Genomic DNA, 17,576 nt, shown 5'->3' with positions numbered 1-17,576 from the left:
GCGGTGGCACCGCGACCTGCTCAAGCGGCGCCATACCGCAACCCGCACACCGAAGCGTCGCGGGCGCCCGCCCACCGTCCGGTCGATCCGCGCCCTGGTCCCGCGCCTGGCCCGCGAGAACAGCTCGTGGGGCTACCGGCGCATCCACGGTGAACTCGCAGCCCCCGGCATCAAGGTCGCCGCCTCCACCGTCCGGGAGATCCTCCGCGCGCACGGTGTCCCGCCCGCGCCCGAGCGGCAGAGCACGACCTGGGCCGCTTTCCCGCGCAGCCGGGCCGAGGCCCTGCTCGCCTGCGATCTCTTCGAGACCCGCACGCCGACCGGGGCGCGCCTGTACGTCTTCGCCGCCGTCGAGCACTCGACGAGGCGCATCCGGGTCCCGGGCGCCACCGCGCATCCGAGCGCGCAGTGGATCGTGCGGCTCGGACGCAACCTACTCATGGAGATCGAGGACGCGGGCAGCACGGCCGGGTTCCTGATCCGTGACCGCGACTCGAAGTTCACCGCCGCCTTTGACGCCCTGATGGCCGATGCCGGCCTGAAGACGGTCACCACCGGCATCCAGATGCCGCGGATGAACTCCCTGATGGAGCGCTGGATACAGACCTGCCGCAGGGAGCTTTCGGACCGCACCTCGATCTGGAACCAGCACCACCTCCTCCACACGCTCCGTGAGTTCGAGACCCACTACAACGGGCACCGGCCACACCGAGCGCTGATGCAGGCCGCGCCCCTGCGCTTGCCACCTGAACCGATCAACCCGCCAGGGCACGTTACACAGCTGGAGGTCCTTTGACGAGACCGACTCGGCGGCACACTCCACGAGTACCAACACGCCGCATGACCAGCGCGGATGATTATTCGGCAACCGCACTGCTGGAACGCCTGGCCGAAGTGCCCGATCCTCGTGATCCCCGCGGGGTGCGCCACGCTTTGTCGTACATGCTCGCCCTGGCTGCCACTGCCGTACTGGCCGGCGCCACCTCGTTGCTGGCGATCCGCGAGTGTGCCGCCGACGTTCCGCCTGATGTCCTCGACGCACTCGGTGCCCGGCGCGATCCGCTGACCGGATGCCATCCGGCGCCGGACGAGGCGACCATCCGCAGGGTCCTGGCCAGGGTCGACGGTGATGCGCTCGACCGCGCGATGGGCCGCTGGCCCGCCGACCGCCAGCCGAAGGACCTCCCGGCCGAGGGACTGCGCGCGGTCGCGGTCGACGGCAAGAGCCTGCGCGGTGCCGCCCGCGCGAGCGGCCGGAAGATCCACCTGCTCGCCGCCCTCGACCACACCACGAGCAGCGGGCTCGCCCAGCTGGACGTCGGAGAGAAGACGAACGAGATCACCTGCTTCCAGCCCCTGCTCGACACCGTCGCCGGCCTCGCGGGCGCGGTGGTGACCAGCGACGCGCTGCACACCCGGCGCGAGCACGCCGACTACCTGGTCGCGGACCGGTCCGCGCACTACATCGTGATCCTCAAGGGCAACCGGAAGAAGCTCCGCAAGCAGCTCAAGTCCCTTCCCTGGCACCGGATCCCACTGCAGGGACGCACCCGTGAGGGCGGCCACGGGCGGGGCGAGATCCGCCGGATCAAGGTCGCCACCGTGAACAACCTGCTCTTTCCGCACGCCCGCCAGGCGATCCAGCTCAAGCGCCGCCACGTCAACCGCAGGACCGGCAAGGTCACCATCAAGACGGTCTACGCGGTCACCGGCCTGCCCGCCGACCGCGCCACCCCCACCCAGCTCGCCGCCCTGATCCGCGGCCACTGGTCCATCGAGGCACTTCACCACATCCGCGACGTGACCCTCAACGAGGACGCCTCCCAGCTCCGCACCGGCAACGCACCCCGAGCGATGGCCACCTGGCGCAACCTCACCATCGGCGCTATCCGCCTCGCAGGAATCCACGGCATCGCCCCCGCCCTGCGACGCAACGCTCGCGACCCGAAGCGCCCACTTGCTCTCCTCGGGCTCACGTGATCAAAACGGGCATCCCACCACTTTGCCGAGGCCCTACTCCGAAGCCAGGGACGAAACGCCCAGTCAGGCCTCATCGCTTGGCTGCTCTTCGCCCCGCTGGATGAATCCAGCGGGGCGAAGAGCAGCAGAACTGCATTGTATCGATTAGCCGACTAGCCTCGGGGGAGTGAGCTTGGCCGAGGGTGGTGGGGGATCTCGATGGATTTTGTGAAGTTCTGACTAGCTAATTATGACTAGCCTACTCGGTCGACCCCTCCCGACCATGGGAGCCTATCCTCGAAGTCGCAGGAGGCGACTGCCTGGCCAGAATTCTCCCATATGACCTTAATTATCTTGGAAGTTTCATCGATAACTCGATCCTCGTTATCTTGGCCCGCTTCAATTTCTATCATCAGGGGCCAGAGGACGAAATCACTTGGCTCTCCGGGCATGAATGAATCCGGATTCCTCCTGACCTCGACCTCGATGCCGTCGATGCAGGCTCCCGCGTCGGAGAGTGTCGTGCCGAACTGGATTTCGAGGAGTTCTGTGACGGTGCTCTCTCGCAGGCCCGTCACGTAGATCTTGCAAAAGATGGAGTCAATGGGCATTCTATGGCACCTGAAGGGTTAGAGAGCTGTCGAACGGGCCGCCTTCGCGAATTATGGAAATATCTACATCCATTCCAATCTGTGATTGCAGAGTCTTCCTCAACCCACTTAGGCCGACCTCTCCGGACTGAATCTTTCCAGTTGCGATAGCATGGTTCATGGTTCTTTCTTTTGAGCTGCCGGCGTTGGGCTGGCGAAACCTCTGAACGATGATCCTGTCGAATTCCTCAGGTGATACGCGAATTCCGATATCGAGGTCTGATCGTGCGCCAGAATTTCCCCAGGCTCGACTTCCCTGAATTACGATGTCAAGGTCATCTCCGAACTGCCTGGTTCCTTCTCGGACGGTCTTGCTGAGTGTTGTGAACCTCTCAAGGGTGAGTCCATCAGGAACACTGGCGGGCGTGTTGTCGCCAAAGCCGCCAATTCTGATCCCGCCGCCCGCCCTTACTGTGAGGCCCAGCCCTGACCCGCCGGTCATTCCCGAGATGATACCGGTTTTATATGAAGCATTTGCAAGTCTCCAGCGCCATCCCGTCAGTCCTTCGCTCTGGGGGAGGTCGGGGATTTCTGCGGTGTTCTGCTGCTTATTGTAGAACTGTGCGCAGTCGGGGTTGAACTGCTGGACCCCTCCGCAGCTTCCGAGTGTCCGCTCGGGGCTCTTCTTCTTTCCTTGCGAGTAGAGCTCCGATACCGTCTTTCCGGTCAGCTCGTAAACAATCCTATAGAGGCCGTGGTAGAACTGGTCTCGGGAATTCTGTTCGACCTTTGCGGAGTAGTTTACGCCGTCCCCGGTAGGACGAGTACCACCGGAGGAGCAGGTGTACAGACCGGCCGCGCACTCGTGGAGTGCCAGGCCGTCAGGGTCGCTCGCGTTGACTGGGTTGTTGTTGCTGTAGGCGTACCCGTTCCATTGTTGTGGGTTCTCTACGACGAGTAGTGGGTCGGGGTTGATGAAGCGGCCGGTGTTCGGGTCGTACTGGCGGGCTCCGAGGTTGGTGAGGCCGGTGGTGTCGTCCTTGGTGCCGCCGACGAAGCCCTTGGTGCCGGCCCAGGCGCTGGCCGCGGGCTGGGTGCCGCGGGGGTTGCCGAAGGGGTCGGAGGGGCGGCGGGTGACGGGCAGTCCGGTGGTGGTGTTGATCTGGAGGTTGTTGGTGCCGTGGGGGTCCGCGGCCTGGATGAGGACGCGGCCGCCGCCGATGGGGGCGGTGACGCGGGTGTAGGTCAGGCCCCCGGGGGCTGCGATGGAGCGGGTGTTGGTCATCGAGCCGGTGGCGGTGTCGAGGACCAGTTCGTCGGTGGGCAGGTTGAGGGTGGTCTTGCCGGGGTTGCGGCGGATGAGCTGGTTGCCGTCCGCGTCGTAGAGGTAGGTGGTGGCTGCGGCCTGCCCGGTCTTGGTGAGGGACTCGAGCCTGTCCTCCCCGTTCCAGGTCAGGGTGGCGGTGCCGGCCGTGTCGGTGATGGAGGTGGTGCGGCCCTTGGCGTCGTACTGGTAGGTGACGGCCTTGGTGCCGCCGGGGCCCGTTGCGGTGGAGGTGAGCAGGGCGTGGGGCCCGCCGGTTCCGCCGCCGGTGTTGGGCGCGGTCGTGGGGGTGTTGACGCTCCTGGCGGCCGGGAAGGCCTGGGTGGTGGTGGTGTCGTTGCCGGTGTTGCCGGTGATGTCGTGCTGGACGTGGCCGGTGCGGTTGCCGGTGGCGTCGTAGGTGTAGGTGTTCCAGTAGGGGGAGGGACCGCCGACGGTGAGTCCGCCGGGGCCGGTGATAGCCGGTGCGTTGGCGTTGTTGCAGTTGCCGATGCCAGCGACGGTGGTGGAGCTTCCGGTGCCGTGGATCGTTCCGGAGGAGTCGGTCCAGTCGGCGATGGTGGACACGCCCCCGGTGTCGGTCCAGGCGCTCGTCAGCCGGCCCAGGTGGTCATGCGTGAAGCACTGGGTGTCGGTGGCGGAGGCGTTCTGGACGGTGGTGGCGGAGGTGATCCGGCCGGAAGGGGTGTAGGTGTAGCTGGTCTGGTCGACGGAGGCGGTGCCGGTCTGCCGGTCGATGAAGGAGTTGATCACCCGGCCGGTGGCCCAGTCGTACTGCAGGGTGGAGACCACCTGCGTGCCGTACTGGCCGACCGTGGTGCGGGTCGGTCGGGCGAGCGCGTCGTAGGCCATGGAGGCGACCACGGACTTGCTCTGGCTCATGGAGGAGGTGAGCAGGCCGGTGACGGTGCGCCCGTAGCTGACGGTTTCGGCGGGAAGCCCGCCGGCTGCCGCGATGGTGAGGGTCTTCGGCGCCCCCAGCACCGGGGTGTAGGTGCTGCCGGTGGTGTAGGTCCCGGCGAGTGCCCCCTCGGCCGAGGGGATGGTGACCGACGTGCCGAGCACCCGGTAGGAGGTGTCGTAGCCGGTGACGGCCTTGGTGTAGGCCGGGCCGGACGCGCCGCCGACGTAGCGGGTCGAGGAGGTGGGCTGTCCCTTCAGGAGGGTGTCGTAGGTCCAGGAGGCGAGTTGGTTGCCCGGCGTCACGCTGCCGTTGTAGAGGCCGGTCTTGCGGCCCAGCAGGTCGTAGCTGTAGGCGAGGGTGCCTCCCTTGGCGTCGACCGTGTGGTCGATCCGCGAGTTGACGTCATAGAACGTCTGGGTGGTGCCGGTGTCCGGGTCGGACGCGGACACCTGCCGGCCCCGCAGGTCGTAGCCGTAGCTCCATGCGTTCCCGCTGGAGTCGGTGCGCCGGGACGTCTGGCCGCCCGGGGTATAGGCGTAGGTGGTGACGTCGGCGTCCGCGGCGTTGCCGGTCGCGGTGGGGGTGCGGTACTGCCACAGCGCGACGGTGCGGCCCCGGGCGTCGGTGACGGTCGAGGTCGGGTATGCCCCGGCCGGCGGGGTGACGTCGACGCGGTCGGCGCCCGGGTAGGCGGTCGTGGTGGCCCACTGCAGGTTGCCGTTGGAGCGGAACTCGGCCCGCTTGATGCGGCCCTGGCCGTCGTAGGTGTTCCACATCTGGCCGGGGACCTGGCCGTCGCCGACAGGCGCGAAGACCGACTCGATGGGGAAGGACGACTGCTCGTAGTACGGGGACGACGTCTTGATCGCCCACCCGTGCGAGTCGTACACGGTGTCGGTGATCAGACGGCCGGTGGGCTTGGCGTCACTGGTGCTCTGGCTCTGGCGCGGGCGTCCGAGGCCGTCGAGGATGGCGACGGTCGCGGAGTATCCGCTGTCCTCCCGGATGGACTCGCTGGTGACCGCGGACGGGCCCGCGGTGCCCTTGACCGAGTAGGTGAACTTCTTGCTCGGGTTCTGGTTGGTCGGCCGGTCGGGAGCCCAGACCTTGGTGACGCGGCCCAGGGCGTCGTACTGCGCCGTGGTGACACGGCCGTTCAGGTCCGTGCTCGTCAGCGGTGAGCTGCGGGCGGGGTCCTGGGTGACGGTGGTGCTCCAGCCTGTGCCCATCGGCCCGGTCGTGGTGACCTGGGTGGGTAGGGTGCCGGAGGCGGGGATGTAGGCGAGCGTGGTGACGGCGGGGGTGACCTGCGGGCCGGTGACCTGCGCGCCGGAGCGGTCGTAGACGGATCCGTCCGTCGTCGATGTCGTCAGGCTGCGGCCGTAGACGTCGTGGGTCGCGCTGCCGGCGTGGACGTAGAGGGGGTTTCCCCCGGTGTCGTAGCGGTCGAGCACCTGCGTGCTGGTCGCCCTGCCGCCGCCTGCCTGGCCGAGCGGCTTGCCGTCGTACAGGACGCGGCTGCCGGAGACGGTGTTGGCCGCAGTCGGTGTCGTGTCGCACGCACCCTGAACCGTTGTCTGCTCGGATACGAGGTCCAGCAGCATCGGGTTCGTGCTGGTGGCGTAGCTCGTGGTGGTGCAGGTCTCCGGGGTGGCGGCGGTGCCGTCGCCCTTGTCGTTGACCGACTTCACACGGTTGCCGAACGCGGGGTCGGTGGTCGTCACGCCGGTGACCGTGCGCCAGCTGCCGTCGGCCAGCTTGGCCTTCGAGATGGCGGTGGTCTGCGAGTCCGCGTAGCGGGCGTAGATCTTCGGTGCGCCCGCGCTCTGGGTGTGGGTCGCGGTGACCTGCTGGCCGCTGTAGGTGTTGCCGGAGATCGCCTGGACGGCGCCGCCGGCCTTGTCGAAGACCTCGGTGGCGACGGCCAGCCCATTGATCCAGTCACTGTCGGTGACCGTCCCGCCCAGGGGGCTGGCGACCTGGACGCCGCGCTGGGTGCCGTTGGCGAGGTAGTCGCCGTCCATGCCGCGCAGGTAGGTGACGGTCTGCTGGGTCTTGGGGGCCTCGAACTCCGAGCCGCTGCCGCCGGTGGTGGTCACCGACTGGTAGCCGCGGAAGTTGTCCCAGGTACGGGTCTTGGGGTCGGTGAACTCGGCGTCGTTGCGGTGCCAGGCGGCGCCGCCGTTGTAGGTGTACTCGGTGACCTTGTTGACCGAGGGACTGACGACGTTGTCCTGCTCGGTGATGGTGCGCACGAGCGGCTTGTTGAACCAGTCGTTGACCGGGTCGGGGGAGGACTGGCCGGGCAGGTACCACTTGACCGGCATGCAGGCCATTGTGTTGGAGTCTTCGGAAGCCGGCATGCGGCCGGCGACGCGGGAGCACTCGGGGTTGGTGTAGATGACGTTGATCGTCCCGCCGGTCTCCGTTGTGATCTCACGGATGCGCGGACGCATGAACATCGGCGCTGCGGGGACCAAGCCGTCGACCCGGTTGGGCATCATCGTGTAGCCAAAGGTGACTGCGGGCAGCGTGATGGGTGCCTGTCCGTTGGAGCCGGTGCGCTGGACCGAGTCGAGCTGCAGGGTCCGCTTGGTGCCGTCACCCGGGTCGGCCAGCGACTGGTTCAGCGCGTAGCTGTCGACGTCGCGGTAGGCGGAACCGTCCCGGACCTGGGTGGTGATGCCGGTCAGACGTTTGGTGGTGAAGAAGGTCGGCGCGTAGTTGGTGCAGGGACTGCCGGTGCAGATCTGGTCGATCGGCACGTCGGGCCAGAAGTCCGCGTTCGCCGCGGTGCGCTGCTCCTCGGCGCAGGTGATCGCACCGGAGGGCTTGCAGCGCTCCTCGGCCGTGAAGACGACCTTCGCCGCGGGGTTCAGGGCACCCTTGGAGGCCTTCTGCTCCTCCAAGCGCTGGCCGTAGCCGATCTCCTTCAGATTACCGGCACGCTGGTAGTCGGTGAGAGTGCCATTGCCCCCGTTCTGAGCGCCGCCGCGGCTGTACTTGTTGCCCTCAGTGGCGTACCTGTACGTGGTGAGGTTCCCGCGGGTATCGACGACGTAGTCGAGGTGCCAGCGCCAGGCCATCTGGCACCACGAACCCGTGCCCGCGCCCGAGCTGTAGCAGGGATCGCCGCTGTTGGGGGAGTAGACCGGAACGCTCAGCACCGAGTTGGCGGCCGGGTCGCTGCCGTCGCCGCCCGGGAGGTGGTTGCGCCCGAAGTAGTACTCGGTGCCGTCCGGCGTGGTGATCCGCCAGTACTCCATGTCCCGGTAGTCGACGTCGCCGGCCGCCCTGGGCGCACCGGTGAGCTGCTCGATCTTCGAGCCGTCGTCGCCCTGGAGGTGCCAGACACCGGTGGTGTCGTCACGCACGATGGTGCCCGAGCGGCTTCCCAGGGACAGCGTGGCGTTCTGGCCGCCCCAGCACTGGTCGGCCGATCCCGTGATACCGGCCTTGGCGCAGTTCTTGTAGGAGCGCTCGATGAAGCCCGCTTCGAGGTTCCAGCCGTCACCGATCCACGACGACTGCGCGTTCGTCGCGGACGTCTTGCCGTCGACCGCCGCGGAGTTGTAGCCGAGCGATATCCCGGGCGCGGCACCGCCGAGGGCCGGCGGCACCTGGATCGGATAGCCGTAGGTGAAGTTGCCGGCATTCGATCCGGCCGTCCACGCCGCGGACGGGGAGAGCGAGGTGGCGGTGTAGGTTCCGCCGCCACCGGAAGGAGCCGGCTCGGAGGCCAGCACCATGGGCGCGCTCGCAGCCGTGCCGGCAGAAGACGCCGACGCCCGGATGGAGGCCTCGGTGAACGAGGCCTTGACCACACCCGACCCGCCTGCGCCCGTGCCGTGCGAGGCCGGAACAGTGTCCTTCGGCTGCTGCGCCCCGGGCAGGGTGAGTTCGGCGGTGACGAGTCCCTTGCCGTCCGGCGTCGAGGACACCGGCGTCTTGGTGCGGCATTCGGGGAGCTCGGGGGTGGTGAGCGCGCACGCGGGCAGCGCAACCAGGCGGGCGCGGTCGGCCCAGCCGCCGGCCTGCAGGGCCTTCAGGTCGAGCGTGACCGCCGCGGTGCGGCCTTGCGTGGCGGGCGTGCCCGCGTCGGTGAGCGAGATCAGCGGGCTGTCCACACCGGCGGCGCGGCCCTTGTCCTGGCCGGTGACCTCGACGGTCACGGTCTCGGCGGCCTTGCCCTTGCCGTTACCGGGTGCGACGTTGACCGCGAGCTTGCCCGCCCGGACGCCGGTGGCCCCGCCGGAGGCGGGTGAGGCGCCGCCGGTGGCCCTTCGGGCCGCCTGGGCTTCTGCGCTGTCCGCGCCGATCTGTACCGTCTCGGTGCCCGTGACCACCGGTGCGGCGGGCTTCGGCGTCCAGCCTGCGGGCGGGCTCGCCGCCGGGGCTGCCGGCGGCTTGGCGTCCGCGCCCTTGACGGAAGGCGCCCCGTCGCCGAGCGGCGTGCCGGAGGGAGTCCAGATCTCTCCCTCCGGGGTGGGGAACGTCCACGCCGCTGCCGGCGGGACCACCGCTCCGGTCATCGCCAGGGCGACCATGGCCGCGATCACGGGTGAGCGCCATCGGCTCCCCGCGCCTCTCCCGGCCCGTATTCGGGCAGGCCAAAACATCGTCACATCTCCTCAGGGTTTGATAGACACGACGTCAACGAATGAGGACGTGTCAGGTCGGGGTGACGATATGTGAAGCATCTGACACGAACCCATCTACTGATAGGTAGTGAGGGAGATGTTTATGAAGTCTTGATTTCGGGACTCGCCACATACCCGGACATCTCAGTACGAGATCGTTTCCTGTTTGACGTACCCGCAGCTCAGGCCACATCGTTCCCCATCGAAGCAGGCACGCAGCAGCCGTGTCTTCCGACCGGGAGGGAACCCACCAAGCAGCCATGGCCGACACATCATGGGCCGTCACAGGCCGACTTCCACTTCCAGCGCCGCTGATACGCGGGCGTGCCATCCGTCTTACGGCACTCGCATCCGGCGCATTTCTGACCGCAGGTCTGCTCGCGGCGCCCGCCGCGCTGGCAGCCCCCGCCGCGGACCCCACTCACGGGCCGTCAGGCGGCTTCGGCCCCCTCGTGCCCCAGGGACCCGCCCCTGCGCGCACGCCCGAGCAGCAGGCCGTGCTCGACGCCATCGCCAAGGCCAGGTCGACGGGCATGCCGGCCACGGTCGATGCCCTGACTACCCAGACGTCCCGGACCGTCGCGAACCCTGATGGCACCCTGACCGGCACCGAGCACGCCCAGGAGGTGCGTACCAAGCAGGGCGGCGCCTGGGCGGACCTCGACGCGACGCTGCGGGCGAACGGCAACGGTACGCTCAGCCCCGCCGTCGCGAGCACCGGGCTGACGTTCTCGGGCGGGGGCACCGGGCCGATGGCGACCGTGACCACCGGCGACGGCAAGAGCCTGTCGGTCGGCGCCCCGTTCCCGCTGCCCAAGCCCGTTCTGGACGGGGCGAGCGCCACCTACAGTGACGTCCTGCCCGGCGTGGACCTGCAGCTGACCGCGCTGTCCCCGGGCGGGTGGCGCGATGTGCTCATCGTGCGCACCCGTGAGGCCGCCGAGAGCCCGGCGCTGAAGTCCCTCACGTTCCCCATCACGGCGAACGGCCTGTCGGTGGCGGCCGACGCGAGTGGTGCGATCACCGTCACCGACGAGAGCGGCGCGGCGCGCTTCCGCGCCCCCGCGCCGCTGCAGTGGGACTCCACCAAGCCCACCGCGGGCGCCACCGAGCAGAGGGCCTCCCGCTCGGCGGTTCGCACCCTGCTGACCGCCGCCCCCGCGGCGGCGCCCGTCGAGGGCGGCGAGGGGACGCCCTCGAGTGCCGAGCAGCCGGGGGACGGCGCGAACGTCGCCGCCATGGCCACCAAGGTCACCCCCACCGCGATCGAGCTGACCCCCGACCACAACGCCCTCGGCGAGGGCACCGGCCCCTGGTACCTGGACCCGTCACTGATCGCCGCCACCAGCTCCGTCCAGGGCTCGGTGGAGGTCCAGGAGAACTACAAGACGGCCGAGAACTTCAACAAGAAGTCCAACCTCGCCACCGGCTACTGCGGATACCACAGCAGCGACCCGAAGCTGGACTGCGGAGTCGAGGGCCGCCAGCGCGCCTACTTCCAGTTCGGCATCAACCCGGTCCTGTACACCAAGTCGCAATGGGCCGAGCAGCCGCCCACGATCTTCAGCTCCACACTCAACGCGCAGGTCACCAGCGCCTCCAGCCCCGGCACCAACACGCCCTTCGTCGTGTACTCCGCGCCGAGCCCGATCCACGAGCACACCAGCTGGAACAACCAGCCGTGCGGCACCAACGGCAACGTCGTCATGGAGAACTGCCCGGCGGTCAACGGCCAGCCGCTGACCGGTACGGGCCCGCTCGCCATCGACGTCACCGACATGATGAAGCAGGCCATCGCCGGCAAGTGGCCTTGGTGGACGGTCGGCATCGCCCCGCAGGGCAGCGAGTGGGAGAAGGCCTATCGCCACCACATCGCCAACAACCCCAGCATCACCACCACCTACGACGTCACCCCCACGATCTGGGGCCCGCACACCAGCCCCACCCCCGGTTTCGCCGGCAGCAACACCCAGGCCCCCTGCACCAGCGGCGGCACCAACCCCTGGGACAACCCCGGCTGGATCAACAGCAACCAGGACATCTACCTCACCGCCAACAGCTACTCCCCGGCCGGCCAGAACCTGTACACCGGCTATCACCTGTGGGACGACAACGACCCCAACTTCAGCGCCAAGCCGGGCTCGTGGGGAGGAAGTAATAACAATCCCGGCCCGTCCATGAGCGTCGGCTCACTGGCCGACGGCCACCAGTACGGATGGACGGCACGCGCGACCGACGAGATCCTCACCTCGCCCATGACCGCCTGGTGCTACTTCCGCGTCGACAGGACCAACCCCCGGGTGAGCATCAGCTCCACCGACTTCCCGCCCTCCGGCACCCCCAACCCCAGCCCGACCAAGTACATGAACGGCACGGGCACCTTCACCGTCAACGCCGAGGACCCCGCCCCCGGCCAGGGCCTCCAGGCCTCCGGCATCGCCTGCATCCGGGTGAGCAGCGACCCCACCCCCGTCGTCGGCTGGCGCTGCGACCCGAACAGCACCCTGGCCCCGGGCGGAACCTTCACCCATCAGCCCCGCCAATGGGGCACCAACACGGTGTACGCCTGGGCGATGGACAACGCCGGCAACTACAGCCAGCCGGCCGTCTACAACTTCTACGTCCCGTGGGAACCCGGTACTCAGCCCCTGTTCGGCGACGTCGACAACGACCAGAAGCCCGACATCGTCGTCCCCGACAAGAACGGCGACCTGCGCATCATCGGCGGCAGCGTCGACCCCTCCACCTCGCTCGCCGCCCCGGCCGCCGCCGCTCCCGGAAACCGCGAGTACCGTGTCACCTGGGCCGACTACCAGGTCAGCCACCACGGAACCCTGACCGAGGGCCAGGCCGTCGACCAGCTCATCGCGCACAACACCACGAACCAGGAACTCAAGAAGCACCTGTACGTGGTCACCAACGACGGAACCGGCCGCTTCGACACCCTCACCCCCGGTGTCGTCACCCGCCCCGCCACATGCGAGACCATCGACACCCACGTCCCGTGCCCGGCCTACCAGACCGGCGACTGGTCCAACACCACCCAGGTCGTGGCCATCGGCACCCCCGAGGGACAGGCCACCGCCAAGGACCCGGCGAACCCGGCCAAGACCGTCATGATGAGCCGCACCTCCCTGCTGACCGTGGAGACCACCGCCTCCGGCACCGGCCTCTACCTGTTCGCCCCCGGGGACGCCGACGACGTCAGCGCCCCCGCCAAGCTGATCCCCACCACCGACGGCAGCTCCTGGGCCGACTACGAGATCCTCAACCCCGGCGCGGCGAACGGCGCGACCACCGTGCCCGACACCACCGAGACCACCAACCAGACCACCGTCTGGGCACGCCACCGCACCAACGGCACCATCTACGCCTACCCCCTCACCTGGAAGAAGGACGAATTCGGGGTCCCCACCGTCGACTACACGGCCCTCACCAAGCCCGCCGCAGGCGTCCCCATCCTGACCGGCGCCAACTGGACCACCGCGGCCCAGCCCAAGGTCGGTGCCGGTGACCTCAACAACGACGGCCGCCCCGACCTCTGGGCCATCAACACCAGCAACGCCATCACCGTCTTCCCCGGCAAGAGCAGCACCGGCACCGAGAACAAGACCGACGGGTTCAACGACTGGCAGTTCCTCGGCCACGCCGACGCCAGCGTCTCCATCCACCCGAACCTGGTGAGCTGGCAGTGCATGGACGCCGTCGGCGGCCCGCATGCCGGCGCCGAGCTCGCGATCTACGGCTGCTGGAACACACCCAACCAGCGCTTCAACCTCGCCACCGACGGCACCGTCCGCGCCGGAAGCCTCTGCCTGTCCACCCAGGACAACGCCCTCGGCAACGGCACCCGCGTGGTCCTCGCCACGTGCACCGGCGCCACCGGCCAGAAGTGGGCCGTGCGCCCCGACGGCCGCATCTTCCTGCCCGCCACCGTCGACGCCGACAACCCCGCCGGCAGGTGCCTCGAACTGCCCGGATGGGCCACCGACCAGGGCACCCGCATCGGCATCTGGAACTGCCCCGGCCCGCAGAACAACCAGCTCTGGAGCATCACCCCCGAACGCACCCCCTGACACCACACCCGTACGACCCGCACGAACCGGCTCCGCCCCGCCAGATCGACCTGGCGGGGCGCAGCCCTCGCGTCTCGGCCCCCGGAGTCGGACCAGCAGCCAAACCCTCGGTGTGTCTCGAGAGCCGCCCGTGACTACCGTTTCAGGGCCGTCCCGCTGTCGACGACCTGCTCGGCGGGGGGCGCCGTGACCTTGACCGGGCCCGCGTTCCAGTCGGAGAAGTTCACCTCGACGTCCTCGTCTATGTGCGTCAGCCGTACCGGCAGCACCGGCCCCTCCGCAGCCACCTCCCCGGTGTACCCCGGGCTCTGGCGAGCCGTGCTGAACAGCGACACGACCTTCTTCCCGCCGACCACGTCCGCACCGTTCGACATCACGTCCTCGGCGGATGTGCCGTCACCGAACAGCGGCACGCTGTTGAGGTCGCAGAGCTGGCCGATGATGCCGAGGGTTTCCGTCCTGGGGAACTTGATCCAACTGTCCTTGAACCGCTGGGCCGCCTCTGCACTCACCACCTTGGTGAGCATCTGAGCGTCCATCTTCAGCAGGAGCTGACCGTTGCTTCGGATCACCTCCGCGCCACCATGGCCGTCGGTACTGAAGGACCCGGCGCAGTTGCCCTGGCGGTCAGCGGTCAGGGTGTAGGTGCTCTTGCCGTCCTTGCCGATCTCGAACCCCGTCATTTTCACCGAGGTCACCTTCGCGAAATCCGCTTGTGCCTGCTGGATGATGATTGTCCCCGTCATCGACTCCAGCCGCTCCGTCGGTGTCGGCGCCACCGACGGCGATGCCGCTGACGCCGTGCCCTCCTCCGTCCCACCACAAGCGGAAACGGTGACGGCAAGGACAAGGACCGCGGCGGCCGCGCCCGCGGCTTGCTTCATGTTCACGGTGACGGACACTCCCAGAATCTGTCGGCGCGTGATCTACGCCCCGGAACAATGACGCCCTGCACACGATCGAGTCAAGGAGATCATCCAGGCCTGCCATCCAGGTACCGCGGAGGCCGAAGACCAGGGAGAAGAAGGCACCGCGCTGCCGACACCACAGGGCCGGGTAGGGCGTCACGCACGGCCGAATCCGCCTGCCATGCGATGCCGGGCCGGGGGCCGCATCGCGTACAACCCCGGCGAGGTCGCGGTCGTGGGTGCGCGGGACGTAGCCGGGCAAGGCCCGCTCCTGCCGCGCACCCGCCGCGGCCCCGGTTGCGGTCCGGGCAGGGTGGACCTCCAGGTCGTGCGGGCCCCACTGTCCGATCGGACGGCCCACCACCCCGCCCGGCTCTCCCGGTTCCGGACCCGTAACGGCCACCGGTCCGTGATGATGGTGATGCACCGTGAGTGGGGCGCGGTGGCGTGCTGGAGGCGGCGGCTGGCGCCCTCGGTGAAGGTGGTGGCAAGTAGTGGCGAAGACGGGATGCCGCTGGCGGTCATCAGCGGCCGACTACGATGCGCGCCATCGACAGGGTCGACAGGGGGCGTTGCATGAGCGGTTACGGGGGCCCAGTGGGCGGTACGGGCAGTCGGCCACCGATGGGGGGCCCAGGCAACCCCCCGGTCCCGCCGCCGGGATCCCCGTACACGGCACCGATGGGGTATCCGTTCGTGCGGCCCGTCCCTCCGCCGGGATCCCGATACGCGCCACCCCATCGGCTGATTCCGCCACCACCACAGGCCGACCCGTCGCGAGGTCGGAAGGTTCTGCGCGGTGTCCGCAATCCGTTCTACGCCGCCCAGCGGACCTTCCGTCCTTCGCGGCCCGGTGTTGTGGATGATCCGGCGGTCCGCAAGCTTCAACTGTGGCGGACCGTACTGGGACTCGTCGCCTGGGTGGGCCTGATGTTCACCTACAACACCATCGTCAGCGCCGACGACGTCAAGGCCATGGCGGGTGAGCGCCTCAACCAGAGCTGGATCGGCGTTCTGGTGCTGGTCTGCACCCTCCCCGTGGTGGTCGGCGTCTTCGTGGCTGCCGCGCGGGGCGGGTTGCGGCGCGTCTATCTGCGGCGGGCCCTGCGCCCACTCGGCGCGGTAGCGGCCATCATGGCATCCATGGGAGCCTCCGGGCTCGCGATGGCGCCGGAGTTGGCCGGGCTCCGGGAAGCCGTCGGACTGCCGGGCAGGATCGTCATCGCAATGCTGTGGCTATGGTCGCTCGGCTTCGCCCTCTACGGCGTAGGTCTGTCGCTCGTACACGTCTTCCGTACCGCCGACATCCATGAGGTGGTTCCGCCGATCCTTGCCTGCGTCCTGGTCTGGGAGATGGCGCTCCTCGACGTTGTCACGGGCGCCTACCCCCAGGTCCCTCCGGGTGCCCGGGCGCTCTTCATCCTCGGAGCCCCCGCCAGCGTCACGACCCTGTCCCTGTGGGAGCTACGCCGACTGCGCCGCCACCACGGACTGGCGGTCCGTAACGCGCTGGGACGCTGACAGCCTGACCTGCTTCCGTCCGCCTCCTCACGGCCAGGCCGGCCCGGCTGCCTACAACGGGCCGAGCGCGGATGGTCCGCCGTTCGGCAGACCGTACAGGTGCGGGGAAGGCGGCACCTCGTCGGTGGAACTCGCCCCGGAGGACTGGCGTGTCCTGCTCGACGCCGGGGCCGTCCCGCGCGGGCTGTCGGCCGCCGCCATCACGGTGCGCGGCGATCAGGACCCGTGCCGGACCATCGCCCTGGCGAACGAGATCCTGGCCCTCTGGGACCGCCCCCTGATCGCGGAGGCCGTCGTCGACGGGGACCTCGGGCCCCTGCCGCCGGCACCGGAGCCGACGGTGGGCCAGGGAACCCGCCCCGGCCGCCCCGGCCGGCGGGGGAAGGAGAGATCTCGGGCGACTGATTGCCTGATCGCCTCCCTTGCCGCCTCTGATCCCGAGGCCGGGACGGACGCATGGCCGGGCATCGCCGGGAGGCTGATCGCCGCTCGCCGGTGTCGGCGCAGCTCCGGGCGATACGGGCGAGGGGCGGTGTGCTCGGCCTCGTCGGCCGCGCGGCTTTGTGGAGAGTCACTCGGAGTCGTAGCGGCAGTGGAGGGGCCGCCGAGCGGCGGCAGTCGGGGAAGTGGTCATCGCTTGGTGGGGCAGCGTTCCCGACAACTGCTCCGGTGCACGGTCGCGGGCGCCTGGCCCGGTGTCTTCGAGGCCCGCACCGGCCGCCTCCGGCGGTGGGCCGCCCCGGTGCCGCATCAGCTGCTGTGCCTGCGCCGCTGGTTGACTTGCTTCCGGGCGTAGCGACCTGGGCCTGGTGGTTGCCGCAGTCGGTGAAGGCCGCGGGCGCCGTCGCGTTCCGGTCCGGCTCAGCCGGTGGGCGATCTTGTTGAGCAGGTGGCGGGGGCGGGACGGACAGGGGCGTTCGGGCTCAGGCGGAGGGTGGGCGAGCCGGCGGGAGCGCAGGTGCCCAGGGCCCAACGGGGTTGCCGGGGTGCTGGTGGCTGCCTCGGACGGCACCCTGTTCCGGGAGGCCGGGCCGTGGCCGGGCGACGGCCGCCGGGTGCGCTTGCCGATGGCCAACCGTGGAGGCGGGCCGCCTCTACGGGGATCGTCGGGTGTCCGGCCTACGGCGGCAGCGCCCGTTGGTCGGCGGCGGACCCGCCGAGGCGGCAGGGCGGGATGTCAGCGAGGGCGCCGTCCGCCGTCTCGGGGCCATGCCGTGTGCGGGGGTCACCAGTGCCGGTCGAGCCATTCCGCGTCGGGTACGCGGCCTTTCGTGCGGGTGCAGTGCTCCGCCCAGGCGGGGGAGACGAACACCGGCCGGCTCAGGACGACATCGCCGGCGCGTTGGGCCCGCAGGACGATCCCGAGTGACTCCTTGGGTTCAAGGAGTCGTCGCAACACCGCTTGCCTGGAGCGAGAGTAGTTCATCATCGAGGGCTTCCGTCAGGGTTCGCCAGGCGAGTGTCTTGCGGGGCCCGGTGTTGAGTGTTCGGGCGACGGCCTCGAGCTCCTTCGAACTCCATCGCGACAGGTCGGTGCCCTTCGGGAAGAACTGGCGAAGTACTGAACTTGAACTCGTGATGTCGGTCGGCTCGTGGTGGCGGCGTCAGGGTCCGAAACCGCCGGATGTTGTCGGCTCGGGTTCAGGACGGTGGC

The 17,576-nt window shown here is 69.0% G+C and carries 8 protein-coding genes and 1 pseudogene; 4 read left to right on the top strand and 5 right to left on the bottom strand.

Features of this window, described 5'->3' with window-relative positions; genetic code table 11:
- Positions 1-796: integrase core domain-containing protein (locus ACWEQL_RS33450; protein ID WP_452154139.1), on the top strand; the 796-nt coding region annotated here is incomplete at its 5' end.
- 44 nt (positions 797-840) lie between these two features.
- Positions 841-1,980: an ISAs1 family transposase gene (locus tag ACWEQL_RS33445; protein WP_452154138.1), complete on the top strand. Its 1,140-nt coding sequence runs from the start codon at positions 841-843 to the stop codon at positions 1,978-1,980.
- Between the two features lie 233 nt (positions 1,981-2,213).
- Here ACWEQL_RS33445 and ACWEQL_RS33440 read toward each other — a convergent pair whose 3' ends face one another.
- On the bottom strand, positions 2,214-2,570 hold the full coding sequence (locus tag ACWEQL_RS33440) for a hypothetical protein (RefSeq protein WP_452154137.1): 357 nt from the start codon (positions 2,568-2,570) through the stop codon (positions 2,214-2,216).
- Between the two features lies 1 nt (position 2,571).
- Positions 2,572-9,336 (bottom strand): RHS repeat-associated core domain-containing protein, encoded by a 6,765-nt coding sequence (locus tag ACWEQL_RS33435; RefSeq protein ID WP_452154136.1) that lies wholly within the window; start codon positions 9,334-9,336, stop codon positions 2,572-2,574.
- A 533-nt stretch (positions 9,337-9,869) separates the two neighbouring features.
- On the opposite strand from ACWEQL_RS33435, the gene ACWEQL_RS33430 reads away from it, so the two are divergent.
- Positions 9,870-13,493, top strand: coding sequence for a ricin-type beta-trefoil lectin domain protein (locus tag ACWEQL_RS33430; RefSeq protein WP_452154135.1), 3,624 nt, complete (start codon positions 9,870-9,872; stop codon positions 13,491-13,493).
- Between the two features lie 134 nt (positions 13,494-13,627).
- On the opposite strand, the gene ACWEQL_RS33425 is transcribed toward ACWEQL_RS33430, so the two are convergent.
- Positions 13,628-14,395, bottom strand: a complete 768-nt coding sequence (locus ACWEQL_RS33425) for a hypothetical protein (RefSeq protein WP_452154134.1) — start codon at positions 14,393-14,395, stop codon at positions 13,628-13,630.
- Positions 14,396-15,331: 936 nt separating this feature from the next.
- On the opposite strand from ACWEQL_RS33425, the gene ACWEQL_RS33420 reads away from it, so the two are divergent.
- Positions 15,332-15,922: a hypothetical protein gene (locus ACWEQL_RS33420; RefSeq protein ID WP_452154133.1), complete on the top strand. Its 591-nt coding sequence runs from the start codon at positions 15,332-15,334 to the stop codon at positions 15,920-15,922.
- A gap of 1,225 nt (positions 15,923-17,147) precedes the next feature.
- Here ACWEQL_RS33420 and ACWEQL_RS33415 read toward each other — a convergent pair.
- Together ACWEQL_RS33415 and ACWEQL_RS33410 are read right to left on the bottom strand one after the other, a co-directional pair.
- Positions 17,148-17,351 (bottom strand): hypothetical protein, encoded by a 204-nt coding sequence (locus ACWEQL_RS33415; RefSeq protein WP_452154132.1) that lies wholly within the window; start codon positions 17,349-17,351, stop codon positions 17,148-17,150.
- A pseudogene (locus ACWEQL_RS33410) lies at positions 17,302-17,496 on the bottom strand (IS30 family transposase); the annotation flags it as partial. The pseudogene ACWEQL_RS33410 and the gene ACWEQL_RS33415, both read right to left, overlap by 50 nt.
- Positions 17,497-17,576 lie beyond the last annotated feature (80 nt).

The organism is Kitasatospora sp. NPDC004240, from assembly GCF_053603215.1.
Note: the sequence above shows the minus strand (reverse complement) of the source record. Positions and strands in the feature narration are given on the sequence as shown.

Coding starts and splice junctions, on each gene's coding strand:
- ACWEQL_RS33415 (WP_452154132.1), bottom strand. CDS start 17,351: ATGATGAACTACTCTCGCTCCAGGCAAGCGGTGTTGCGACGACTCCTT.
- ACWEQL_RS33420 (WP_452154133.1), top strand. CDS start 15,332: ATGTTCACCTACAACACCATCGTCAGCGCCGACGACGTCAAGGCCATG.
- ACWEQL_RS33440 (WP_452154137.1), bottom strand. CDS start 2,570: ATGCCCATTGACTCCATCTTTTGCAAGATCTACGTGACGGGCCTGCGA.
- ACWEQL_RS33445 (WP_452154138.1), top strand. CDS start 841: ATGACCAGCGCGGATGATTATTCGGCAACCGCACTGCTGGAACGCCTG.